Genomic DNA, 24,133 nt, shown 5'->3' with positions numbered 1-24,133 from the left:
GGATATTTAATCATATAGGGTAATCATCATGTTTTCGAAGTACTCAAGAACGCGGTACAGAAAGGCCTTTTGACAATGCATGCTGGAACAACTACAGAGAAGGTATATATAAGGATATTGTATATAGTGAGCTGTTATTAAGTGCCGGTTCGCATCTTAGGCATATTTTTGATGATATGCCTAAACCCATGGGATTGCGTTATTGCATAAACTCTGCCTTAATCAGATTCATTTCAAAGGAAAAACTCGATAAGGAAGGCTACGGACAATACAAGAAACTATTCGAGAGAAAATAAACACAATTCCAAACTTTACTTTGGAACCTAAAGAGAATAAAGAACTGCCTCATCTTTGCTTCAGGGCAGATTTATCTGTTTTTCAATGCACTATTTTAGTTAAATCATTCTTGCTCGTGTTTGCTTTCTGCCTTTTGGTCTATATTTTGTTTTTTTCTTAGTTTCAGCATTTTTAATTTTCTTCTTTGTTTTCTGCGTAAATCGCGATCCTTTTCTCTCATCATTTTACTCCATTAGGCAACTTTTTGTATTTTGCCGGATTTAATGCATGTTGTACAGACGTAGACTCTTTGTGTTTCACCTTTCAAAACGACTTTTATCTTTTGTAGATTTGCTTCCCAACGCCTGTTTGTTTTATTGTTTGCATGACTTACTTTGTGCCCAAAAGATGGGCCTTTGCCGCATATCGCACATACTTTTGACATATATTCCTCCATTTTAATATCATACTTTTTGCTCAATCAATCCGGGTAAACTCTCTATTGCATCTTTTAATTTATTTACAGAAGTGCCGCCTGCTTGCGCAAAGTCTTCCCTGCCTCCACCATTACCACCTATCATTATAGCAAGCTGTTTGGCAATGTCTGATGCTTTGAATCTTTCTGTAAGTGTCTTTGTAACAAAAACAATAATATTGGCTTTGTTGTTTATACTTAAACCCAATGCACCAACACCCGTTTGAAGTTTTCCTTTTAGCATATCAGATAATGTTCTTGCATCTTCTATTGTTACATCCTCAACTATACCACTTATAACCTTAATACCTTTTATATCAACTGCCTTTTTCATCAGCTCATCCGTTATTTTAGATAGCGGTTTTGAAAAGTCGTTTTTTTGTTTTGCTTCAAGCTCTTTTATCCTTTGTTGTAATTTTTTTATACTATTGTTTACATCATCCTCAGGAGTTTTTAAGAGGGATGCGGCTTCCTTTAAAGCTAAAAGCTTTTCTTTTACATACCTGTAAGCTGCATCACCGGAAACAGCCTCTATTCTTCTAACCCCTGAAGCTACCGATGATTCCTTTAGTATAATAAATAGTCCTATATCCCCAGTCCTTTTTAGATGGGTCCCGCCGCAGAGTTCTTTGCTAATCTTATCGATTGTTATAACCCTGACAACATCTTTATATTTCTCATCAAAAAGTGCCATTGCACCCTCTTTTACAGCATCTTCAAGAGAGGAAAAAGTTATATTTACCGCTTGATTTTCACGGATCCATTGATTGACCATTGACTCTACATGTAAAATCTCATTATCGGTAAGCCCTTTGTTAATGGTAAAATCAAATCTTAGCCTGCCTTGATCAACAAAAGAACCCGCCTGTTTTACGTGCGAGCCTATGACATTTCTAAGTGCTGACTGCAAAAGATGGGTTGATGTGTGATGAATAGAAATCGCCTTACGATTTTCCTTATCTACAAGGAGCTCTACTTCCTGTCCAACCGTAAGTCTCCCGTGTTCAAGCTTACCTGCATGCGCAATCAAGCCTTCAACAGGCTTAAAAGTATCTGTTACTTTAAACTCGTTTGAACTCAATGATATAATACCCGTATCCCCAACCTGGCCGCCTGCTTGCGGATAAAAAGGTGTTTCTTGAAAAATAAGTATGCCTTCTTCTCCTTCGTTTAATTCACTCAATAACTGTTTATCCTTTACTATGTGTATAATCCTGCTTTTCAATGATAGTCTTCTGTAGCCGAGAAACTCTGTAATACCCGTTGTCTCAAGTATCTTATTGTAAACGGATACATCCTTCACATCAATGCCTTTGCTCATGTTGCTTGATTCTCTTGCCTTTTGTTTTTGCGCATCCATCAGCATGTTAAATGTTTCATAATCTATGTTAAATCCATTTTCCTTTGCTATATCCGATAGTATGTCAATGGGGAATCCGAATGTATCGTTAAGCCTGAATGCAAATGTCCCATCAATATTTTTTATATTTGAACTACTCATGGTTTTTATATGCTCATCGATCAATGTAAGACCTCTTTCAAACGTTGTCAAAAACCTGTTTTCCTCATCCTTTATTGTAGACTTTATAATCTTGGAGTGTGAGGCAAGATCATCATAAACACCGCGGTAAATCGAAATAACCGTATCCACCGATGTGTAAAGTAAAGGGCTTCTCATACCAATCATAAAAGCGTATCTCAAGGCACGTCTTATGATCCTTCTCAACACATAGCTGCGCTGCTCGTTTGACGGGTAAACTCCGTCACCTATAAGGAATGTAGCAGCTCTCATATGATCCGCTATTACCCTTAACGCTACCCCATTGAATGTATCGGGCTTGTATGTAACATGAAGGATGTCTTCAAGCGCACTTATTATTGTCTTGAATAGATCAATATCATAATTAGAGTACACTCCTGCCAAAACAGCACTGATCCTTTCAAGCCCCATTCCCGTATCTATACTTGGGGAAGGGAGGGGAACAAGGTTACCATCATCAAGCCTGTTATACTGCATAAAAACGAGGTTCCATATTTCGAGGTATCTGTCGCATTCAAGATCAACCACATCACCAGGATCATCACATTTTATGCTGTCACCCTGATCAAATATGATTTCAGAGCATGGCCCGCACGGACCGGTATCACCCATTGACCAGAAGTTTGTTTTTTCACCGAGCCTTACGATTCTGGAGCCGGGGATTTTTATATGTTTATTCCATAGCTCATATGCTTCATCGTCATCTTTATAAACCGTGACCCAGAGCCGTTCCTCATTAAGCTTGAATTCCTTTATAAGAAGTTCCCATGCAAATTCTATTGCCTGTTTCTTAAAGTAATCCCCGAAAGAAAAATTACCGAGCATTTCAAAAAAGGTATGATGCCTTGCGGTATAACCAACATTTTCAAGGTCATTGTGCTTGCCGCCTGCTCTCACGCATTTCTGAGAACTCGCTGCTCTTTTGAATCCAGCTTTTTCTTCACCGGTAAATATCTTTTTAAAAGGGACCATGCCGGCATTTGTAAATAAAAGGGTTGGATCGTTCTGCGGTACAAGTGGATAGCTTTGTATCACCTTGTGCTCCAACTTTGAAAAGAAATTAAGGAATGTCTCTCTGCAGTCTTTTGTGTTCACGGTTTAAAATTTCTCTATTTTAAAGTCTTCGTCTTTATTCGTTTCCGGATTTTGTTTCTTGTCAAAATCTTCCCATGACAGATCGGAAGATGCAATAATACCCTTTACCCTGAGAGCAAAATCATCCGGGTTACTTGCCTGTCTCAGGGATTCTTCATAAGTAATCAAATTCTGTCTGTACAATTGAAGCAGCGATTGATCAAATGTCTGCATGCCATAAGTTGTAAATCCCTTTGCAATGGTGTCCGGTATCTCTTTTACCCGTTCTTCCGACTCAATGAGTTCACGTATCCTTGCGGTTGCAATCATAACTTCGATAGCAGGTACCCTCCCTTTATTATCAGCCTTTGGAACAAGCCTTTGAGAGATAACAGCCTTAAGTATGGCTGCAAGCTGCAACCGTACGGACTTTTGCTGATACGGAGGAAAGATTGAGACGATTCTGCTAATAGTTTCTTTTGCATCGAGTGTATGTAATGTACTTAAAACAAGGTGTCCTGTCTCTGCCGCAAGTAGAGCCGTTTCTATTGTTTCAAAGTCTCTCATCTCTCCTACAAGTATCACATCAGGGTCCTCTCTCAATGCGCTCCTCAAAGCTGCTGCAAAACTCTGTGTATCAACTCCAAGCTCCCTTTGATTTACGATACTTTTTTTATCCCTCAACAGATACTCAATAGGGTCTTCTATAGTTATAATATGGCATGTTCTGCTCCCGTTTATGTAATCTATCATGGATGCAAGGGTTGTTGATTTGCCGCTGCCTGTTGTACCGGTTACGAGAACCAGTCCTCTTTGTTCTGTGGCTATTTTTTCCATCACCTTTGGCAAATGGAGCTGATCAAAGGATGCAACGCCGAATGGTATTACTCTGAGTACTGTACCTATTGTGCCTCTCTGTTGAAACACATTTACCCTGAACCGTCCAAGTCCCGGCACGCCGTAAGCCATATCAAGTTCATAGGTTGTCTTAAACTTCTCCCTCTGGATAGGTGTCATTATGCCAAACGTCATCTTTCCAAGATCTTCCGGGGTTAATCTCGGTGCTTCCTTATAAGGTACTAAAGAGCCGTTTATCCTGAAGATAGGCGGTAGCCCTGCTTTTAGATGTATGTCTGAAGAGTTTGCTTTGATTGCAACCTTCAGGATATCATTTAGCTCCATTTATGCCTCCGTACCCTATTCTTTTTTATGTTCTTTTTCCGATTTTATTATACCAAAATGTTGTTTAATTTTTTCTTCAATCTTGACTGCTATATCTGGATGCTCATGTAAAAACAACCTTGCATTATCTCTTCCCTGTCCAATGCGGTCATTGTTAAAATTGTACCATGCACCGCTTTTATCCACAATTTTAATCTCGGTTGCAATATCAATTAATTCACCGAGTTTTGATATGCCTTCTCCATATAATATGTCAAATTCGGCTTCATGGAAAGGAGGTGCCACCTTATTTTTAACGATCTTTACCTTTGTCCTGCTTCCAACCACCGACTCACCCTCTTTTAAATTGCTAATCCTCCTTATGTCCATTCTTACCGACGAATAAAACTTTAAGGCATTACCGCCTGTAGTTGTTTCAGGATTACCGAAGAAGACACCTATCTTCATTCTGATCTGATTTGTAAAAACTACAGATGTTTGAGATTTATTTATGTTCGCGGTAAGCTTTCTCAATGCCTGTGACATAAGCCTTGCCTGGGCACCCATCTGAGCATCCCCCATTTCACCCTCAAGCTCTGCTTTTGGAACAAGTGCTGCGACCGAATCTATAACAATAACATCTATTGCACCGCTTCTGACAAGTGTATCCGTTATCTCAAGTGCCTGTTCTCCTGAATCAGGCTGGGATACAAGCAGTTCATCTATATTTACCCCGAGCTTTTTTGCATAATTAACATCGATCGCATGTTCTGCATCGATGAACGCAGCAACGCCTCCAGCTTTTTGAGCCTGTGCAATGATATGTAATGTAAGTGTTGTTTTGCCTGAGGATTCGGGACCAAAGATCTCTACGATTCTGCCTCTTGGTATACCTCCAACTCCAAGGGCGATATCGAGTCCTATGGATCCCGTCGGGATAACGGGTGTTTCTACAACCGCACCCGTGACGCCGAGTTTCATTATGCTGCCTTTGCCAAATTGTTTTTCTATGTTCGCAAGCGCCATTTCGATTGCTTTTTTCTTGTTTTGTATATCAAGCCCTGTCATAATGCCTCCTTATTAAGGTTTACAGCATATAGCTGTGTATGAATAGCTCCTGTCGGTTTTAACGTACTCCGGAACAGTATAACCCTATCTACTATAGAATATGCAATGGTTTTACTATCACATAACTCTTTTGCCTTTGCAAGAACTTGCTTATCGATTATGCCGTTTACCCTTCCTATGGTTAGATGTGCAGCAAATGCCCGTTTTTCATAGTTTATATCATGTAGATGAAACGCTAATTGTTCAAGAATACTATTAAAATGCCCGGGTCTTGTTATGCCAATCCATAATACTCTCGGATTTGATATGGAGGGAAAACCACCTATACCGAACAACTCCATTTTAAAGACCGGTAATTCTTTTAAAGTATCCATTGCCAGTTTTGTCCTGTTTATAGTATCATCATCTATATTACCGAGGAATTTAACTGTAATATGCATTTGTGCATCTTTTGCCCATTTTATATTATTTGATAGAGGCGCTAAGGTTTCTATAATATTTGAAACCTTTTCTTTTGTCTTTTTCTCAAGAGGTATTGCGATAAAAGCTCTTATCATAAATGGTATAGCAATATCCCGGCATGTATAACGATATTTGCAAACACACCCGCTATAAGATCGTCAAACATAACACCAAACCCACCGCGAATATTTTTGTCAACGTAAGATATTGGCGGCGGCTTTATTATATCAAATGCACGAAATGTAATAAAACCTGCCGCAAGGTTTGTTAGATTGGGTTTTAAGAAAAGCATGGTAACAATCATGCCTACAATTTCATCAATAACAATCTTTGAACTATCCTGCTCATTGAGTATTTGCTCCGCTTTGTGCGAAGCGTAAACTCCCATAAAGAAAAATATTATAGAAATGATTATGAGCCAGAGCGTTGTTAAATAATTGTGCAGTACGATGTACAGAATAAGTCCTAACAGGCTCCCGAATGTGCCGGATACAAAGGGGATGTAGCCAACAAATGACCCTGACGCAAAAAAAAGAACAACATATTTATACCATTTATTCATAGTTAATTTTTACGTTTTATTGCTATTTAGAGTATCTGTTATTTAGAAAATCCTATTATGAATTTTTCGAAGGCTGCCGCAGACAAAGGCTTTGAAAAATAAAAACCCTGGGCCTCATCGCAGCCGAGTGTTTTTAAAAGCTCAATTTGTTTTCTTGTTTCTACTCCTTCTGCTATTGTTTTAAGGTTCAAAATATTCGCGAGGGATAAAATAGCCTTGATTATTTGATTACTCTCTTTGTTATCCACAACGTCTCTTACAAAGGATATATCTATTTTTAGAGAGTTTATAGGCAATTTTTTAAGATATGCAAGTGAAGAGTATCCGGTTCCAAAATCATCTATTGCTATTTTAATACCATAATCTTTGAGAGTCTTTAGTTTTTTAATAGCGATATCGATATCCTTCATTATAATACTTTCCGTTATCTCAAGTTCGATGATATCAGGATCAATGCCGGCATTATTCATTGCGCTAATTATCTGTTCCGGGAAATCATCACGATCCAATTGAACAGCAGATGCATTGATTGCTACCGGTATATGATACCCTTGCTTTACCCAACGTTTCTGCTGGTTTAATACCTCTTCAAAAGACAATTTAGATATGTTCAATATCAGACCCGTTTCTTCCAGTAACGGAATAAACTCTCTCGACAGCACCATACCATTTTCCTGATCATTCCATCTCAAAAGTGCTTCTGCACCCGAGATTTTTAATGTTTTTAAATCTATTTTTGGCTGATAGTACTGGATAAACTCTCTTTTTTCTACCGCGTTTATAAGCTTTTTTTTCATTTTTAATATGTATGATAATTTCTGATTTATCTCCGGAGAATATGTTGTAACACTGTTTGGACCAAGTTTTTTAGCCTGCACAAGCGATGCTTCTGCGATTTTTATCAATTCCTCTGCATCTTTTCCGTCATTTGGGTAGATGGATATGCCTTTGCAGAATGTTATATTAAAATCTTTTTCATTTATGGTAATAGGATTTAAAAATGTGTTCGCTGTTTTTTCTATAATCCTGAATAACTTATCTTCACTCTTCATATCAAAATATACGATCGCAAATTCATCAGCACCTATTCTTCCAAGCAAGGTTTGTGGGTCTGTAATTGTGATAAGCCTCTTTGATATCTCTTTAAGCAATTCATCCCCTTTTGTATAGCCGAGAGATTCATTTATAAACTTAAATTTATCAATATCAAATAATATCAATGAGACCTTTTTATTTTTACCGCTGCTTTCTATGAACCTGTTAAGCTCCTGAAGAACATGCTCCCTGTTTGGAAGATCGGTTAACGGATCAAACAGCGATATGTATTTTATTTTTTGCATCTTTCCTATATTATTTATTGCAAACGATATGTCGGATGTAATCTCTTCAAATAGTTTTGTTTCTTCTTTACCGAATTGAAAGGGCTTATCTGCGTAGATATTCAGTGCACCTATTGCCTTATCATCCATGAACAAAGGGGCTGAGGCGGATGATCGAAAACCGACACTAAAAGCGCTTTTCATCCAGGGCAGCATTTTTGCATCATGTTCTATATCATTACTCATGACAATTCTTGATTCTCTTATTGCAGTTCCTGTTGGTCCATTTCCTTCCGGGATATCCTTGTTTGTTGACAACTTTATATTCTGGAGGAATGCCTCTCCATCTCCCCACATTGAGACAGGCTTTATCTCTTTTGTCTCTCCATCAACAATACCGATCCATGCAAACTTGAAGCCGCCGTTGTTAATTAGAATAGGACACACCTCTTGAAACAGTTCATTTATATCATGCACCCTTATTATAAACCTATTGATATTGCTCAGCACGGCATATAGCCTTGAAAGCCTTCTTGAATCCGCGAGGTATTCATAAGAATAAACATCCGTTCCTGATATTATATCAAGCAGAATGATCTTAAAAATGGCAGACATGATTTTCGGGAAGGACTCTCTGTTTTTATGGGTTAATTTCCCTATTATATTTTCCATATCGCTTATGAGTCTTCCATAAGCACCTATGTACTGCTTAAGTTCAATCCCTGCTTCTTTATGGACATAACCCATAAACAATCTGTTTAAAAAATATTCGTAATCATATTTACCACAGAACATCTGTCTTAAATATTCCTTCAATCTTATCTTTAATTCCGGAAGCTGATCAGGACTTAATTTCTCTTTTGTTCCTTCAAACGAGAGAAGATGTTTATAAAAATTCTCTGCAAGTTTATCAAACATCTGGGGATTGGTATTATAAAAGTTGCCAAGTACTGTTATATCTTCTTGTGTTATTGTAATAAAATCTTTTCTGGAGTTGAGTTCTTTTTCATCAATTCCAAGCACTTTTGCGATATCAAGTAAAAGGGTTTTATTCATAAAAGTTTTTTTTCAAATTATCAAAAATTTAAATAAAAAACAATAATAAGTTATGTACATAACCAGAGATCACGCAGCATATTGAATAGATGAATTAAGAATAAAATGACAGTTTGAGCTTGTGCATTGTTCAATTAAATGTATTATAAAGAGCAAGAAGCTGTTTTATACCGGGATATATAGAGTTTTGATGGATGGTATTACAAGATGTTTGTTGTAAAGCGAAGCAAGAGATAAAATCGTGTGCAAACTGCCAAGACCGACCATTCTATGTAACCTTTCAGAGGTAGCCCGCAGCTTTATGATTACGGCATTTTTGGAATGCTTTCCTATTTTAACTGACAGGATTGTAATGGCTTCTTGAAGTCTTACATCCGGTGATTTGAAAATAAGATGCTCAGGCCTTGATGTTATAACAACCCTCTTTGAAAGTATGCCCTTTGAAAAACTTAGATGCAGCGGTTCAGAAGCCTTCGATATGGTGTGCAGTTCTTCAAAAGATAGCTCTGCAATGATTGCATCCTTTGAAAAAATCAGCACAACATCCTCCTCTTTATTCTCTGCAGAACCGCCGTAACACTCACCGGAAGATAGGGATATAAGTCCAAGAGACTGCCCTGTCTTTGTATTAAAATTACATACTATTTCACCCGACAATATTATATAACCTGTATCGGTATTTATATTAAATTGCACCTGTGTACCCGACTTATGATTATACTTTTTTGCGTGTTTGATAATATCCGGATTCGCATTAACGCCTTTTGACAAACTGTAACCGCTTACGTACCAGAACATTAATCCTCCTTTGCAATACCAAGATACTTTATTTTTCTTGAAAGATTCTCTCTGGATATACCTATCTTGGCTGCAGTTTTTGTGATATTCCAGTTATGTTCTTTAAGCATTCGGATTATGTATTCCCTTTCAAAAGAAGTTCTGGCTGACTGCAGATTAGCGGCAGCTGTATTCTCTTCTTTATTGTTTTTTATCTCGGCGGGTATGTCATCGACATCTATTGTATCGGCTTCTGTGAGTACAAATAATCGTTCCAACAGGTTCTTAAGCTCTCTTACATTTCCGTTCCATCTGTATTGGGTTAATACGTCCATTGCTTCATCCGTAATGGTTTTTTCATTTCTGCTTATGTCGCATAAATCTTTTAAGAAATAATTTATGAGTACTGGTATATCATCTTTTCTTTCCCTCAAGGGAGAGACATGAATGGGTATAACATTTAATCTGTAGTAGAGATCCTCTCTGAATCGCCCTTCTTCAATCTCATTTTGCAAAGTTTTATTTGTTGCCGTGATAACTCTTATATCTACATTTATACTATCGTTCCCTCCTATTCTCTCAAACCTGCCTTCTTCGAGCGTGCGAAGCAGTTTTGCCTGCATTTTTAAACTCATATCCCCAACTTCGTCAAGGAAAATAGTCCCTTTATCCGCAAGCTCTATCTTACCTATTCTCCGCCTATCCGCACCAGTAAATGAGCCTTTTTCATATCCGAATAGTTCGCTTTCAAGGAGTTCATCGGGTATTGCAGCGCAGTTTACGTCAACAAAAGGCATGTCGGTCCGTTTACTCATTCTGTGTATTGATCTTGCTACAAGCTCTTTGCCCGTTCCATTCTCTCCTGTTATTAAAACCCAGCTGTCAGTTTGTGCAACTATTGCAATCTTCCTTCTCAAGTCTTTAATTGATTTTGAAACACCTATGAGTTCGTATTTTTTTTCTACCTTCCCTCTAAGCTGTCTATTCTCTCTTTCGAGATTATAAAACTTTAATCCATTTTCTATTGTTATAAGAAGTTTATCCGCGGATAAAGGCTTTTCTATGAAATCAAACGCTCCGATTTTAATGGTTTTTACTGCCGTATCTATTGTCCCATGCCCTGAGATCATTATAACAATTGTATCCGGAGTTTGTTCTTTTATTTTTTTTAGCATCTCTACTCCATCAATACCGGGCATCCAGATATCAAGTAAAACGATCTGAGGCTCATAGTTTTTTATTACCTCCATTGCTTCATAGCCGTCTTTTGCAAGTTTGACATCATAATGTTCATCTGTTAGGATGCCTGCAATGGTAGAACGAATATAATCCTCATCATCTACAACAAGTATTATTCCTTTATGAATCAAGCTATTTTACCTCCATTAATATCAAACAATTCTTTTTCATCAGCGGTTGACAGTTCTATCGTAAATTTTGCGCCCCTCGGTTTGTTGTCTTCAACCCTTATCCTTGCATTGTGTTCTGTTATGATTCTCTGAACTATAGCAAGTCCAAGTCCCGATCCGCCTTTTTTTTTGGAATAGTATAGATCAAATATTTTTGATTTGTCTGTATCCTCAATCCCCATACCGGTATCAATAACCTCTATCTTTGCAATACCATGTTCCTTATCATACTTTGAAACAAGTGTGATGCCGCCTGTTCCTTGAATTGACCATAGTGCATTTTCTATAAGATTTATCAATACCCTTCTCATCTGGGCTATGTCAAATTTGAATAATGGTATGTCTTCATCCTTTTCAATTATAAATGTAACATTCTTGTGTGCTTCACTGTAGAGTGTGTACACTTCTGTAATAAGGGCATTTATGGAGTTCATCTTGGGTTGGCTGGTTGGTAGCCTGGCAAAGGTATAAAACTCGTCCACAAGCCTTTTTAGTTCATCAACCTCTTTAATAATTGTTTTTGTTGATTCGTCAAAAATATCTCTGTCGGAGTCTATCCTGTCCATATATTTTCTTCTTAATCTCTCGGCAGCTAACCTTATAGGGGTAAGCGGATTCTTTATCTCATGTGCCATTCTTTTTGCTACCTCCTGCCACGTTGCGATCCTTTGCATTTTTATTAGATCGGTAACATCTTCAAACACAGCGATGTACCCACTCAGCTCCGGAGCATAAGCCTTGAGGGCCGTTAACCTGAGAATAAAGATCCTTATCTGACCCTGAAGGTCTATACTTATTTCTTTTGTGGCTGTAGGAGATTTACTGGATCTCATTTCCCTTAAAAGTTCTGTAACCGGAGATATGAAATTGTAGGGCATCACATCGCGGTAGTATTTGTCGATAATGGAAGAAGTAATGTTGAGTAGTTTTATTGCTGTGGTATTGATCATTGTTATATATCCAGTTCCGTCTATGGCAATAACTCCCGAGGAGATACTGTTTAATATTGCTTCGATGTATGCTTTTCTTTGTGTCTGCTCGGTATAAGAGTGATCAAGATAAGCCCTGCTCTGTTTCAGTTCCTTTGCCATTATATTGAATGCATCAACAAGATCCCCTACCTCATCTTGACTTTTCTTCTCTATTTGAACATCAAAGTCATTGGTCATAATCCTCTTTGTAGCTAATACAATTCCATCAAGCTGTACGGATATGTTTTTTGCTATATACACACTAAGCCATATTGAAGAAAAGATCATGAGCAGCGATATAAGGACAAGAAACAGGATATAGCTTGTTTTTAAATGCGGTTTAAGTATTTGCTGCTGACGGTATTCTTTATAACCCTGTTGTATATCTGCCATTTTCTCAACAAGGCTGTTTTTTACAAAATAATTGCATACTACAAGACCGATGGGTTGTTTAATGCCATATATATATATTGGAGCAAAGCCTTTAATGATGTCACTGCTGCCGATACTTTCTATGTATGTTTTAATATCACCGGCTAATGCATCATGGATCATTGATGTTTTTGTTAGATTTATTGGTATTCCGGATTTGGTTTTGCTTATACCAAGCAGTTTGCCGTTTTCATCATACACCTCGATAGCTGTTAGATTATACTCATTCAATTTTTTTGTAATGAATTCGGTAAGCTCCGGCTTTGTTTCTTCTGACAGTATGCCCCTTTTGATAAGATCGTTTCCTATAGTAGAGGCGAAAGATATTGTATTCTTTGCTGTATTCTCATAATATGTTTTCGCAATATCGAGTGACTGGGTAAGGGAATTCTCCACTTCTATGCTGAACCAGCTATTGATTGTATGAGTTATAAAGCCTGCTGAAATAATAAACATGATTATGATCGGTATGATAGAAAAAAATATAAACGCCATGGCGAGTTTTGCTCTTACTTTCAGCCTGCCGAATACCTGTTTTTCACCGAATACAAATTTTGCAGTATTTCTTATCACAAGGAACAGAAATAACGTTATCAAAACTATGTTCAGGTTTATAAAACTGAAAACGAGTGCATTTTTTGATATGGGTACTTTTAATGTTACATGATAGATATTTGACTCAAAGGATGTCAGACCTATAATAAACAGCAGAACAGCAATTATTATTATAAATTCTATGCGTCTTTTACGCTTTTCAGGATCCATAGCGATATGTTATACTATACACCAAAGATTGTAAACGATATAATATTTAGTGTAAAATTTTTCATTGTTTTGAGTCTTGAGTTTTTAAACAATGAAAATTGTTTTCCTAACGATAACAGTATGATATGACAGCAGCATGTTTGGAAAAATAGCATATGATTTTAATTATAAGGTTATGGCTGCTCTCAATAGCAACAATTCTCACCATATCCTACAGGTTTTGATGTTTATTTTTGTTATTATGTTAATCACGTTTCCTTTTTATTTAAAAAACCAGGGCGAAAAACTTTACAAAATGCCATTGTTGTCTTTTATTATAAGTATTATGCTGTACCTTGTTTACATTATATACGTATACGGTGGTTTTAATGCTTAAGAAAATGTTTTTTGTTATAACACTTTTTATTATAATTACCGCATCAAATGCTTACGCAGAGGCGTTGAATAATAGAATTAACGATTTATGTAATGCATTATTGGATAAGGATATCTCCAGCATATACACAAGGAATGCATTGAAGGATTTTTTTACTACGCAGGACTCACTTTCCAATTTCATAGTTTACTCCAATATTAAAATGCGAAAAGCAGGATTTATAAGGCCTGTTGTGATTGATTGTAAAGTAAAAGATATAAGGATAGGTAGTTCTAATGCTGATGCAACAATTCTCATAAAGGGAAACGGAGCATTATTCTTTAAAAAGAGAACCACCATTTATACACGCTGGTTTGAGGAGGGCAATAAGTGGTTTATAAAAACATCCTCTATAGTAGATACAGGCAAATAAAACCGCTCTGGTATACTTTATTTGTCCTTACATAAAATTATGCAAAAGCCGGATCAAAAACAAAAGATAATCAGAGGACTTCGGGAGTTCTCATTAAAAAATACCGATTTTAAGCTTTCCGAATCTGAAATAATCAGGCAGTTAGAAGAAAAAAAAGGCTCTCTGTTGTATCTCGGCGTTTTTACAAAAGAAGAGGTAATGGATACATTATACAGGTTTCACATCTTTCAAGAGCTTAAAACAAGAGGATTTACCGACACCATTTTAGACATTAATACTGATGATCCACATAGGCATAGCCTCAGGATATATTTTAACGAGATAAACAAAGAACATTTGCTTGTAGAGATAATACTCTCGGAAGGTATTTTTAAACCAAGAGTTCAGTACCTACCTTCCTATAAAAGTAATAAGTATAATATGCTGATGATCGAGTGGCTTGTATTGCAGAATCCACTCAAACAATTTTTACCAGAAAAAACGAAATTACCTGGGCAACAATACCCGGGTCTTGGAATGGCAAGGAATGTTAACAAATTACTCATAAGCGTGGCAAAGTATCTTAAAAAAGATGGTATTTTGAACTTTCCCCAGTACTATCATAATGCAGTGATTTATTCGGAGTTTTTTAAATTTTATAATCCATACATGCATGGCATTTTAAAGGCACTTGAGCATTCACTCTCAAGATATCCTCTTGATCAGGTTTCCAATGCAATGTCTATGGGCTGTATAAAGGATTTAAAGGATGGTACGAATTTTGAATGGAAGGCTGAAGAGCTGATATTACCTTTATCCAGTGTTATGGTCAGGTATTTTTATTCGGGAGAGTATCAAAACATTGTTACCAATACAATGAAAAAATATGATTTTGATGTAGATTGGGGGCTTTACAGATCAAAGATCAAGATTTAATCTTTGAGACTGTAAAAGAATCTGTAATAGGATCATAAATAAAATCATATTTTTGTTTACCCGTTTTGTCTTTAAAGGTTGTTTTATTGTCCGTATTACTTTTTGCCTCTTTAATTATAAATTTAAGATAGAAAAAGTTTTCTTCTTTTATCCGTTTTAGTTCCTCTATACCTTCTGGATCCCCATTTAACTTCATCTTTAGAAAATGAAAGCCTGCAGCGACCGCTGCAGGCTTTCATTTTATTCCTTTATTATTGTAAATTCTACCCTTCTATTTTTAGCTCTCCCTTGTGCTGTTCTATTAGACGCTATGGGTAACATATCTCCATAACCTTTGGCCTGTACCCTATCAGGAGATAAACCCTCCTGGATAAAATACTTCATCACAGACTCTGCTCTTGCCTGAGACAGCCTGAGGTTATATGAAGGGGAACCGACATTATCGGTGTAGCCTTCTATCCTTATTGATATGTCCGGATTATCTTTAAGTACCTGCACAATCTCATCCAGCAGTGAATACGATTCGGGTAATATCGTTGCACGGCCTGTCTGAAAATGAACTGCCTCTGTTATTACAATCTTTTTCTTTGCCTTTTCAAGTATAACCCTCGGTTTCTTCTGGATTATTACGGGAGCAGTGATAGGGGCCGGAGGCGGCGGTGCTGCTGCAGCCTTGTGTTGTTCAAGCATAATATTTACAACAGTTTTTACGTTATTTTTAATTGGAACGGTGAATGTTCTGCTGATATATCCCTGTGCAGCAGCGGTAACGCTGTATATACCCGGTGGTAATTTTACAAAATAGAAACCGGTTCTTGGATCAGTTGCACCAGGAGGCAAGGTTGTGTTGTTAAATGTTAGAACGGCAGCAAGCGGTTTACCTGTTGTGTCTGTCACCATACCGGCTATTGCACCTATCTCAACAAGCTTTTTCATTAATATGTCTACATTCGTTGTCTGTCCGGTTAACACCTGGGCCTCAAGTACCTTTGGCTGGTAACCATCTTTAGAAACTTCTAACTTAACAGTACCAGGATTTATTTGACAGCTTGTAAAAGCTCCGTTTGTTCTATTTGTAATTATGTCCGACAGGTTTGTTCCCGGGAAGCTTAGAATAGCATGACTTATTGGTTGCCTTGTTTGTTCATCAAGGACAACACCGCCTACTACACCATTCTGTTGAGGCGGGGGAGCTTGTACCCTCTGGATTATAACCATAGCACCGGGTAGTATTGTATAGCTGGCACCAACTATAACCGACCATAGCGGTACTGCCCTTACATTAACGGGACCATTGGACGTCTGAACGCTTTCTTGTTTTGTTAGTCCTATATCTGCCGCGATGTCAACAGCAACACCCTTTTCTGGTGTAAATCTAAAACCAGGTGTTATATATTGAGGGGATTGATCATACTTCAAACTCAGGCTATGACCGGTAATTGAATGGTTGTTTATAAGCTGGTTTGTGTAGTATTCAATGAATGGGGTAAGGTATGTTCCAGGGAATTCTACACCAATCGCACCCAGTATTTGATTGTCATGGTATATTCCTAGTGCATACTCTTCTTCTGTTCTTGTGAGTCCGGTAGCATATATACTATCAACAGATGCACCCGTCCACGTATAATTTGGTGCGGGTAAAAGGTAGCGAGAATTATCCACTTTATAACCCAAGTTTACATGGAATCTAAAGGGAATGTTCTCAGCAGCATCGAGATCAATGGTCCATAATAATCTGGCGCCATAGTTTGATGCACTCAATTTATAACCAAGCTGATTTGCATCGGTTAAAAGTTGGCCGAATGCATCAAACCCAAAAGCAAATCCAGGTGTTACAAGATAGCTTAGTTTAAAACCACCTGTAAGATCACCAAGTGTTTGAAAAAGCATTGTAGCATTTGCAGAAGTATATTTTATAGTCTGTGCTGCACTTGTAGCATTAATAAAGAGCTCCAACCAGTCTGTTGCTCCGTACGTTAGGTTTGTTCTTTCTTCGAGTCTTTGATTTACATCGTTTTCGGTGTTTAATAGATCGTTTGACCAGAAGTATAGTCCATTTATGCCCATCATCAAACCTGTGGCAGGTAAACTTCGGGCGGATATAACCCTCATTATGCCTGTTTCTCCATCCATTGCAGGACCTATTGGAGATGCAGCATATAAAGGCTTAGCCGCTATTAATGCAAATACTCCAATCGCTAATAACAATTTTTTCATATACCCTCCAAAATTATTTTTATCACATTATGTTCATATAGAATAAATCCGATTCAGTCAAGGAAAGAAATTTTACTTTACACGTACCCAGTATATGTCGAACATGGATTGATCATTTCACTCCAACCCGATGTCTCTACCGGCTTAAATATTAAAACGGTTTAAGCAGTTTTATTCGCTTTGAACAGCCCTTCCTATTTTTTTCAACGTATTCCTCTAATTCAAATATTCTCGAAGGTTCTGTCAAGACTGCGGTATTGAATTGCTTCTGCTATATGCTGAGATTGAATTTCTAATGTATTATCAAGATCTGCAATTGTTCTTGCCACTTTTATTATCCTTGAATATGCTCGTGCCGATAAACCAAGTCTCTCAATAGCATTGGCAAGGAGGATGATCGATTGTTCATTAAGTTTACAGAATTTCTTTGTATGTCTCGGTAACATCTGGGCATTTGAAAAAATCTTTAATCCGTTGAATCTTTCTCCTTGAATCTTTCGCGCTTTTTCAACCCTTTTAAGTATATCCCGGGAAGATTCGTTGGCATCATCCCTTATGATTTCTTTAAACCTAACAGCAGGAACATCTATCTGTATATCAAATCTATCAAGGAGCGGTCCAGAAATCCTTGAACGGTATTTTATTATTGATCTTACAGGACATGAACATTGATGATGCGGATCTCCATAATAACCGCAGGGGCACGGGTTCATGGCGGCAACAAGCATGAATCTTGATGGAAATGTAATCGTTTGTTGTGCCCGGGATATTGTAACATATCCATCTTCGAGAGGTTGTCTTAAAGCTTCGAGTGCATTTCTTTTAAATTCAGGCAGTTCATCAAGAAACAGAACTCCGTTATGGGAAAGGCTTACCTCTCCAGGCTTTGGTTGTTGAGTACCGCCTACAAGCCCCACATCCGATATGGTATGATGCGGTGAACGGAACGGCCTCTTAGTTACAAGCGGGGCAGCGAGTGACAGGATGCCGGTAGCACTATGGATCTTTGTTGTTTCTATTGCCTCCTTTAAACTCATGCGTGGTAATATTGTTGGAATACGCATTGCAAGCATTGTTTTACCTGTTCCGGGCGGACCTATCATAAGTACATTATGGCCGCCTGCTGCTGCAATCTCAAGTGCACGCTTTGCGTGTTCCTGTCCTTTTACCTCGCTAAAATCTATATCGTACGTTGACAGGCTATTAAAAAGATTATTGATATCCGTACTAACAGGTTTTAGCGTTAACTCTCCTCTAAACATGCTTACCACTTCTGATAAATGGCTTACCTCGAAGATCCTTAATCCCTCAACAATTGCAGCCTCCAGTCCGTTTCCTTTTGGTAAAATTATACCTCTGAGATTCAGATCCTTTGCCATGATTGCCGTCGATAAGCTGCCTTTCACCGGTTTTACGACGCCGTCAAGTGCAAGCTCGCCAAGCATAACAATGCCTTCAAGTGCCTGAGGCTCAATTATTCCAATTGCCGTCAGTATACCGATGCAAATGGGCAGATCATAGGCAGAACCTTCCTTCTTTATATGAGCAGGAGCGAGGTTTATTGTAACCCTTTTTGACGGTATACTGTAACCCGTGTTGTGCATTGCACTTTTAATTCTGTCTTTACTCTCTTTTATAGCTCCATCTGGCAAACCAACTATTGTAAAAGACGGAAGCCCGTTTGCTATATCAGTTTCTACATCGATTACCGATGCATCCACTCCATAAAGAGCCGCACTCAATACTTTGGAATAATTGACATTGTTCATAACAATATGTTTAGTATAATATATAATAAAACGCAAATTATTTATGAATAATTTTAGAAAAAGACCTTTGTCAGAAATGCCAAGAGAAAAATTGCTTTTGTCTGGAGCCAATGTACTTAGTGATGCAGAGCTTGTCGCGATAATACTTCAGACCGGGACAAAAGGTAAGGACGTATACGAGCTTGCTGTAGAGCTTATAAACACATTCAATGGAATAAGTGGTATTGAAAAAGCGGGCATTGATGAATTATGGAAGGTTTCCGGACTAAACAAGGCAAAAATATCAAAACTTAAAGCTTCTATAGAGATCGGTAGAAGGGTATTGTACTCTACAAGACGGGTTAATAACAAAATTACAAATTCTAAAAACGCCTATACATTGTTAGAACCTATTTTAAAAGGGCTTTCGAAGGAAAGTTTTATGGTCATTTTATTAAACAGCCGAAATGATGTTATTGATATCAAGCGGGTAGGGAATGGTACCGTAAATGCAGCATCCGTTTATCCAAGGGAGATTATAGAGCTTGTCATAAGATCAACCGCAACAGGCATAATACTTTCTCATAACCATCCATCAGGAAATATAAACCCAAGCCCTGAAGATAAAAGGCTCACAATGAACATGTTTGTAGTATGTGAATTATCGGGTATTGCCTTTCATGATCACATAATAATCGGGAATGATGGGTTTTTTAGCTTTGCAGATGGAGGTATGCTTTTGTCTATGAAACAGCAATTAACCGGTATGATGCTCTCTTAAACAAACAAGTGCGATAAAAAATATTGTATTTGTGAGTTGATCACGCCTTAGTTTAAAAGAATGAAAAATACTTATTAGTATGTTATCAAATCCTATCCAATTATATATGAGGGAGTGAAATGATAAAAAAATTAGTTATTTTTTCTTTTATTGCAGTTCTGGGACTTTATACAAAAGCTATGGCAGATAGCCCTGTATCCGGCAGTATTTTATTAGATACAAGGGCTCAAACAAACAATGGAGATGTAACAAGAGAAGAATACAGACTTACATTGAAAGCTTCGAAACGAACGCACGACATATACGCCTATGGTGAAGTATGGCTGAGAGGTTTTGGCGTTACACAATCCGCCACATATCTTCCGCAATTGCAGCAATACAGTTCCGCACCTCCAACATACCTTGATGTAAGGCAGGTCTATGTAGAGTTTTATCAATTTCTTACAGAAAATCTTGATCTTAAAATAGGTAAACAGCTGCTCTCCTGGGGTACCGCTGATGGTGTAAATCCAACAAATAATATAAATCCTTATGATTTTGAAGACCCATTTAAAGTAAACAACAGGCTGCCGGTCCCAATGCTTGTCGCAGAGTATTATCTGCCGCATGAAATATCGGTAACTGGCGTGATAGAACCCATATTCGTTCCTTCGGTGCTGCCTTCAGACAGATGGGTTAGTGCATTCCAGCCGAGTATTCCAATACCTTCATGGTTACCAATCGGTAAGATTAATCTTGATCTGTCTATGCCGAAGCAATCATTTCCTGACAGTATTAGCTATGCTGTTAGAATTGCTAAGAAGGCATTATTGGGATACGATTTTTCTTTAAGCTATTATAACGGGTTATACAGTTTTCCAGTTCTTAGCTCTGCAAATATAACCACATCTGCCAATAATATTATTGCCAATATAGGATTGGATTTCCCGAGATTTTCCATAATAGGAGGTGATTTCGCAGGTTCAATAGGGGATCACGGTATATGGGGTGAGGTTGCTTTAAACATACCGCAGCAGCCATTGCAGTTTAATGCTTATATCCTTGGTAACCATGTTCAATCGGAAACAATGGATATAGCAACAAAACCATTTGTCAAATATATAATTGGTACGGATTACAGCTTTGAAAACGGTATATATTTAAATGTTCAATATCTGCATGGCCAATCTTATGAGATAGGCGATCAACTTGAAGGCTATATGCTTGAGGACTATTTACTTTTTGATACATACAGAAATTTCTTTTATGACAAGCTGAAGGTCCAATTGGCGGGCATGTTTGAACTTGCTCATCAAAATAAAACAGGCTATATGTTTATACCGCAAATCGACTGGATGCCGTATGATAATCTTATAACGTCAATAGGTGCTTACATTTTTACCGGAAATAGTTCGACCCATCTTGGCAGTGTAAAGGATAATTCAGAGGCATTTATCAAAGTAAGCTATACGTTTTAATTTTTTGATTCAGATGCGATCTCCATTGACCTGTTGGTTGCTGATTTTACAGCCTCTATAATTGCAGACCTTATGCCGTAATGCTCGAGCACCGCCAGAGCTTCGGCCGTTGTTCCTGCGGGGGAAGTAACAGCATTTTTTAATGCGGCAAAAGCAAGATTTGATTCTTTTGCCATTTTGGAGGCCCCTGCAAATGTCTGTATCGCAAGCCTTTTTGAGTCTTCGTCATTTAGTCCCATTCTCACTCCGGCATCTGATAAGGCTTCAAGCATCATAAACACATAAGCAGGACCGGAACCGCTAAGTGCTGTTACAGCGTGTAATAGGGATTCTTTTTTTAACTCTATGACATCGCCAACACTCGAGAGCAGTTCTTTTACATAGTTTATGTCTGTCGCATCTGCACTGTTGTTTTTTATGATTACGCTCATACCTTCTGCTACTGTAACTGCTATGTTTGGCATAACTCTTATGATGTGTATTCCCGTACCTATAATATTTTCTATAAAACTGATGTCAATCCCCGCTGCTATAGAAACAACAAGTTTATTTTTTATTTCATCACGGCATTCGGTCAGCACTGCGCCCATGTCCTGAGGCTTTACTGAGAAAAATATGATCTCTCCATTCCGAATGCATGTTTTATTGCTCGCTTCACTTTTTACGTTGTACGTTTTTTCAACCTCCAAGCGTCTGAGATCATACTTATCGCTTATTATGATATCCTTATTGCTTGCCCTTTTTTTGGCAAGCAAACCCTCTATTATTGCACCCGCCATCTTCCCTGTACCAACAAAACTTATTTTTTTATCCATTATTATTACCCCCTTGGTCCAAAAATCATTGTACCAATCCTTATCATAGTTGCACCTTCCTTTATAGCAATTTTAAAATCAGAAGACATCCCCATCGAGAGTTCTTTAAAGGTGCTTCCCAACCAATTATCAGCTGAAAATTTATCTCTCATCTCCCGCAGCGCTGAAAAATATCCCGATAACCGCGGTTCATCATTTACCGGAGGCGGTATGGTCATCAAACCGGAAGGTATTATGTGTTTCAATGATTTTATAAAAGGTATTGCTTCATAAAAATCATCCTTTGTAAATCCCGATTTAGTGGCCTCCTGTGCAAGGTTTATCTCAAACAATACCGGTTGAATAATACCTGTCTGCATAGCCCTTCCGTCAATCTCGGAAATTATCTCCTTGGTGCCTATAGAATGAATAAGCTCGAAATGGCTTACCATATGTTTTACCTTATTTTTCTGAATATTCCCGATAAAATGCCAATGTATGTGCGGCGGTAATCCCTGAGCTTTCTCAATAGCTTCCTTTACATAGTTTTCCCCGAAAGTATCAAGCCCTGCATCTATCGCCTGTCTTATTACATCAATACCAACCGTTTTCGTAACTGCAACAAGCTTTACATCGGATGTATTCCTGCCGCTATTCCGGCATGCCATTTTGATCTCTTCTTTAACCCTTTCAACGCGTTCTTTTATATCCTGTAAAGACATCGGTTCTTATTGTTTTATATTAAAAAAATTAAAAACCAGCCCGGAGAGCAATTTCGGATAAAAGAATGTGGTTTTCTGAGGCATCGTTAGAGAGGCAAGTGCTACGGATTTTACATCCATTGCAGATGGAGGATTGAGGACAAAAATAACATCTCCATTTATCATGGAATTAAGTGCCTCATTTATGTTATGGAAGTATGATAGTTTTTCTCCTCTTGAAAGGTCAACCTCCCCAATGTCAAATATGTGCTCAAGAATCTCTTTGTTAAGGATATAAACATCAAGTGATTTTAAAACATCCGATGAGTTATCTTTTTTTAGGTTGAAGGGCTTGTAATCATAAAGTATGTAGAGCTTATCGCTGTCATAAAACTTTACGCCAAATCCTTTATTGTTTTTACCTATCTCAGAAAGCCATTGTTCTATTTTATTTTTATCGGGTGCTGCTAAAAATTGTTTAATACTAAAACCCGCCTTTAATTTATCTAGAAGTTCTTCATCTCTGTATTTAATATTATGAACAACCCTGTGTGTTGGCAGAATAACAAGTCCATCATCACTCATATTCGTGAAGTATGACATAACATAGTTGTAGTCGGCATCATCATCTTTACCGTACTTTGAAAACATATAATCCCTATACTTTAAGGCGGTTTCATACCTATGATGCCCGTCCGCAATGTATACCCGTTGTTTCCCAATCATATCCGTTATAATTGAAATGATTTTTTTATCCGGAACCTTGTAGAAGAAATGCTCAACTTCTCCATCTTTTAAATGTGCAATAGGTATATGAATTTTAGGATTTATTGTTATACATTCCACGCATTTTTTTTTGTCATCATATAAAACAAAGATGGGCGAGAGATTGCTATTGCATGCCTTCATCAATTCAAATCTGTCTTCCTTTGGCTTCGACAGAGTTTTTTCATGCTTATATATATCACTATCAAGCCTCATAAGGGCTATAAATCCGCGCCTCTCATAGTTTTTATTGCCAATCTTATATTTCTGCACATAGAGGTAAATGGCAGGTTCATCGTCCCTTATAAGAATTCCTTTTTCTTTCCATTCATCTATAAACCTTTTAGCTCTTGTGTACCTGTTATTGTTTTCATTATCATCTTCATGCTGTTTACCGAGTATTAATCTTATAACATTATATGGATGCATTTTATAAAACTCGTCCTGTTGCGTTTCGTTTATTACATCGTAAGGCGGTGCAACAACTTTTGCTATATCTATTATAATGTTATTGTACCGTGTTCCATTAAATGCTTTTATCTCTGTCATGTAAAAACCTTTCTATAGTATTTTTTTTAATTTTTCCTTCCCTTATATACTTTATTTTTTTAGATGTTGCA

The 24,133-nt window shown here is 37.5% G+C and carries 20 protein-coding genes and 1 pseudogene; 5 read left to right on the top strand and 16 right to left on the bottom strand.

From position 1 onward, the window contains the following. Positions 1 to 41: 41 nt before the first annotated feature. Positions 42 to 296: pseudogene (locus tag M1381_06660) on the top strand (peptide-methionine (R)-S-oxide reductase). A 233-nt stretch (positions 297 to 529) separates the two neighbouring features. Here the strand turns inward: M1381_06660 and rpmB are convergent. From rpmB to M1381_06610, 10 genes are all read right to left on the bottom strand, one after another. Then, entirely contained in the window at positions 530 to 721 is a 192-nt protein-coding gene (gene rpmB, locus M1381_06655) for a 50S ribosomal protein L28 (protein ID MCL4478764.1), read from the bottom strand. 19 nt (positions 722 to 740) lie between these two features. Further along, positions 741 to 3,326 (bottom strand): alanine--tRNA ligase, encoded by a 2,586-nt coding sequence (gene alaS, locus M1381_06650; protein MCL4478763.1) that lies wholly within the window; start codon positions 3,324 to 3,326, stop codon positions 741 to 743. A gap of 63 nt (positions 3,327 to 3,389) precedes the next feature. After that, entirely contained in the window at positions 3,390 to 4,547 is a 1,158-nt protein-coding gene (locus M1381_06645; GenBank protein ID MCL4478762.1) for a type IV pilus twitching motility protein PilT, read from the bottom strand. 15 nt (positions 4,548 to 4,562) lie between these two features. Continuing rightward, the gene (gene recA / locus M1381_06640; protein ID MCL4478761.1) at positions 4,563 to 5,594 is read right to left on the bottom strand and encodes a recombinase RecA; all 1,032 of its coding nucleotides are present in this window, start codon (positions 5,592 to 5,594) and stop codon (positions 4,563 to 4,565) included. Then, complete coding sequence (thpR, locus tag M1381_06635; protein MCL4478760.1) at positions 5,591 to 6,151, bottom strand: RNA 2',3'-cyclic phosphodiesterase; 561 nt, start codon at positions 6,149 to 6,151, stop codon at positions 5,591 to 5,593. The genes recA and thpR overlap by 4 nt, the downstream gene beginning before the upstream one ends. Next, positions 6,148 to 6,618 carry a phosphatidylglycerophosphatase A gene (locus M1381_06630; protein ID MCL4478759.1) on the bottom strand — a complete coding sequence of 157 codons (471 nt, stop codon included), beginning with the start codon at positions 6,616 to 6,618 and terminating at the stop codon, positions 6,148 to 6,150. Before M1381_06630 ends, thpR begins: the two co-directional genes overlap by 4 nt. Positions 6,619 to 6,656: 38 nt before the next feature. Further along, positions 6,657 to 8,993 carry an EAL domain-containing protein gene (locus M1381_06625; GenBank protein ID MCL4478758.1) on the bottom strand — a complete coding sequence of 779 codons (2,337 nt, stop codon included), beginning with the start codon at positions 8,991 to 8,993 and terminating at the stop codon, positions 6,657 to 6,659. A gap of 165 nt (positions 8,994 to 9,158) precedes the next feature. Next, positions 9,159 to 9,791: a hypothetical protein gene (locus M1381_06620; GenBank protein MCL4478757.1), complete on the bottom strand. Its 633-nt coding sequence runs from the start codon at positions 9,789 to 9,791 to the stop codon at positions 9,159 to 9,161. Next, positions 9,791 to 11,140 (bottom strand): sigma-54 dependent transcriptional regulator, encoded by a 1,350-nt coding sequence (locus M1381_06615; GenBank protein ID MCL4478756.1) that lies wholly within the window; start codon positions 11,138 to 11,140, stop codon positions 9,791 to 9,793. Before M1381_06615 ends, M1381_06620 begins: the two co-directional genes overlap by 1 nt. Next, positions 11,137 to 13,347 (bottom strand): ATP-binding protein, encoded by a 2,211-nt coding sequence (locus M1381_06610; GenBank protein MCL4478755.1) that lies wholly within the window; start codon positions 13,345 to 13,347, stop codon positions 11,137 to 11,139. Before M1381_06610 ends, M1381_06615 begins: the two co-directional genes overlap by 4 nt. Before the next feature lie 368 nt (positions 13,348 to 13,715). On the opposite strand from M1381_06610, the gene M1381_06605 reads away from it, so the two are divergent. After that, positions 13,716 to 14,135, top strand: a complete 420-nt coding sequence (locus tag M1381_06605; protein MCL4478754.1) for a hypothetical protein — start codon at positions 13,716 to 13,718, stop codon at positions 14,133 to 14,135. 39 nt (positions 14,136 to 14,174) lie between these two features. After that, complete coding sequence (locus M1381_06600; protein ID MCL4478753.1) at positions 14,175 to 15,050, top strand: hypothetical protein; 876 nt, start codon at positions 14,175 to 14,177, stop codon at positions 15,048 to 15,050. On the opposite strand, the gene M1381_06595 is transcribed toward M1381_06600, so the two are convergent. From M1381_06595 to M1381_06585, 3 genes are all read right to left on the bottom strand, one after another. Further along, positions 15,040 to 15,246: a hypothetical protein gene (locus M1381_06595; GenBank protein MCL4478752.1), complete on the bottom strand. Its 207-nt coding sequence runs from the start codon at positions 15,244 to 15,246 to the stop codon at positions 15,040 to 15,042. The genes M1381_06600 and M1381_06595 overlap by 11 nt on opposite strands. Before the next feature lie 44 nt (positions 15,247 to 15,290). Next, on the bottom strand, positions 15,291 to 17,267 hold the full coding sequence (locus M1381_06590; GenBank protein MCL4478751.1) for an OmpA family protein: 1,977 nt from the start codon (positions 17,265 to 17,267) through the stop codon (positions 15,291 to 15,293). A gap of 221 nt (positions 17,268 to 17,488) precedes the next feature. Continuing rightward, on the bottom strand, positions 17,489 to 19,036 hold the full coding sequence (locus M1381_06585; protein ID MCL4478750.1) for a YifB family Mg chelatase-like AAA ATPase: 1,548 nt from the start codon (positions 19,034 to 19,036) through the stop codon (positions 17,489 to 17,491). A 76-nt stretch (positions 19,037 to 19,112) separates the two neighbouring features. On the opposite strand from M1381_06585, the gene radC reads away from it, so the two are divergent. Both radC and M1381_06575 read left to right on the top strand, forming a co-directional pair. Continuing rightward, positions 19,113 to 19,796 (top strand): DNA repair protein RadC, encoded by a 684-nt coding sequence (gene radC, locus M1381_06580; GenBank protein ID MCL4478749.1) that lies wholly within the window; start codon positions 19,113 to 19,115, stop codon positions 19,794 to 19,796. A 119-nt stretch (positions 19,797 to 19,915) separates the two neighbouring features. Continuing rightward, positions 19,916 to 21,253, top strand: a complete 1,338-nt coding sequence (locus M1381_06575) for a hypothetical protein (GenBank protein ID MCL4478748.1) — start codon at positions 19,916 to 19,918, stop codon at positions 21,251 to 21,253. Here M1381_06575 and proC read toward each other — a convergent pair. From proC to M1381_06560, 3 genes are read right to left on the bottom strand one after another with little or no spacing between them, the layout of a single operon-like run. Further along, positions 21,250 to 22,068, bottom strand: coding sequence for a pyrroline-5-carboxylate reductase (gene proC / locus M1381_06570; protein ID MCL4478747.1), 819 nt, complete (start codon positions 22,066 to 22,068; stop codon positions 21,250 to 21,252). The two genes, M1381_06575 and proC, sit on opposite strands and share 4 nt — an antisense overlap. 5 nt (positions 22,069 to 22,073) lie before the next feature. Further along, a complete protein-coding gene (locus M1381_06565) occupies positions 22,074 to 22,769 on the bottom strand; it encodes a YggS family pyridoxal phosphate-dependent enzyme (GenBank protein ID MCL4478746.1) in 696 nt (231 codons plus the stop codon). 6 nt (positions 22,770 to 22,775) lie between these two features. Then, positions 22,776 to 24,062: a DUF1015 domain-containing protein gene (locus M1381_06560; protein ID MCL4478745.1), complete on the bottom strand. Its 1,287-nt coding sequence runs from the start codon at positions 24,060 to 24,062 to the stop codon at positions 22,776 to 22,778. Between the last annotated feature and the right edge of the window lie 71 nt (positions 24,063 to 24,133).

It is taken from the genome of Deltaproteobacteria bacterium (assembly GCA_023382265.1).
GTDB lineage: Bacteria > JAMCPX01 > JAMCPX01 > JAMCPX01 > JAMCPX01 > JAMCPX01.
The sequence above is the reverse complement of the archived record's forward strand: the minus strand, read 5'-3'. Positions and strand labels throughout refer to the sequence as shown.

Coding starts and splice junctions, on each gene's coding strand:
- recA (MCL4478761.1), bottom strand. CDS start 5,594: ATGACAGGGCTTGATATACAAAACAAGAAAAAAGCAATCGAAATGGCG.
- M1381_06610 (MCL4478755.1), bottom strand. CDS start 13,347: ATGGATCCTGAAAAGCGTAAAAGACGCATAGAATTTATAATAATAATT.
- M1381_06565 (MCL4478746.1), bottom strand. CDS start 22,769: ATGTCTTTACAGGATATAAAAGAACGCGTTGAAAGGGTTAAAGAAGAG.
- thpR (MCL4478760.1), bottom strand. CDS start 6,151: ATGATAAGAGCTTTTATCGCAATACCTCTTGAGAAAAAGACAAAAGAA.
- M1381_06605 (MCL4478754.1), top strand. CDS start 13,716: ATGCTTAAGAAAATGTTTTTTGTTATAACACTTTTTATTATAATTACC.
- M1381_06585 (MCL4478750.1), bottom strand. CDS start 19,036: ATGAACAATGTCAATTATTCCAAAGTATTGAGTGCGGCTCTTTATGGA.
- M1381_06595 (MCL4478752.1), bottom strand. CDS start 15,246: ATGAAGTTAAATGGGGATCCAGAAGGTATAGAGGAACTAAAACGGATA.
- M1381_06620 (MCL4478757.1), bottom strand. CDS start 9,791: ATGTTCTGGTACGTAAGCGGTTACAGTTTGTCAAAAGGCGTTAATGCG.
- radC (MCL4478749.1), top strand. CDS start 19,113: ATGCCAAGAGAAAAATTGCTTTTGTCTGGAGCCAATGTACTTAGTGAT.
- M1381_06560 (MCL4478745.1), bottom strand. CDS start 24,062: ATGACAGAGATAAAAGCATTTAATGGAACACGGTACAATAACATTATA.
- M1381_06590 (MCL4478751.1), bottom strand. CDS start 17,267: ATGAAAAAATTGTTATTAGCGATTGGAGTATTTGCATTAATAGCGGCT.
- M1381_06645 (MCL4478762.1), bottom strand. CDS start 4,547: ATGGAGCTAAATGATATCCTGAAGGTTGCAATCAAAGCAAACTCTTCA.
- M1381_06625 (MCL4478758.1), bottom strand. CDS start 8,993: ATGAATAAAACCCTTTTACTTGATATCGCAAAAGTGCTTGGAATTGAT.
- M1381_06575 (MCL4478748.1), top strand. CDS start 19,916: ATGATAAAAAAATTAGTTATTTTTTCTTTTATTGCAGTTCTGGGACTT.
- M1381_06630 (MCL4478759.1), bottom strand. CDS start 6,618: ATGAATAAATGGTATAAATATGTTGTTCTTTTTTTTGCGTCAGGGTCA.
- proC (MCL4478747.1), bottom strand. CDS start 22,068: ATGGATAAAAAAATAAGTTTTGTTGGTACAGGGAAGATGGCGGGTGCA.
- rpmB (MCL4478764.1), bottom strand. CDS start 721: ATGTCAAAAGTATGTGCGATATGCGGCAAAGGCCCATCTTTTGGGCAC.
- M1381_06600 (MCL4478753.1), top strand. CDS start 14,175: ATGCAAAAGCCGGATCAAAAACAAAAGATAATCAGAGGACTTCGGGAG.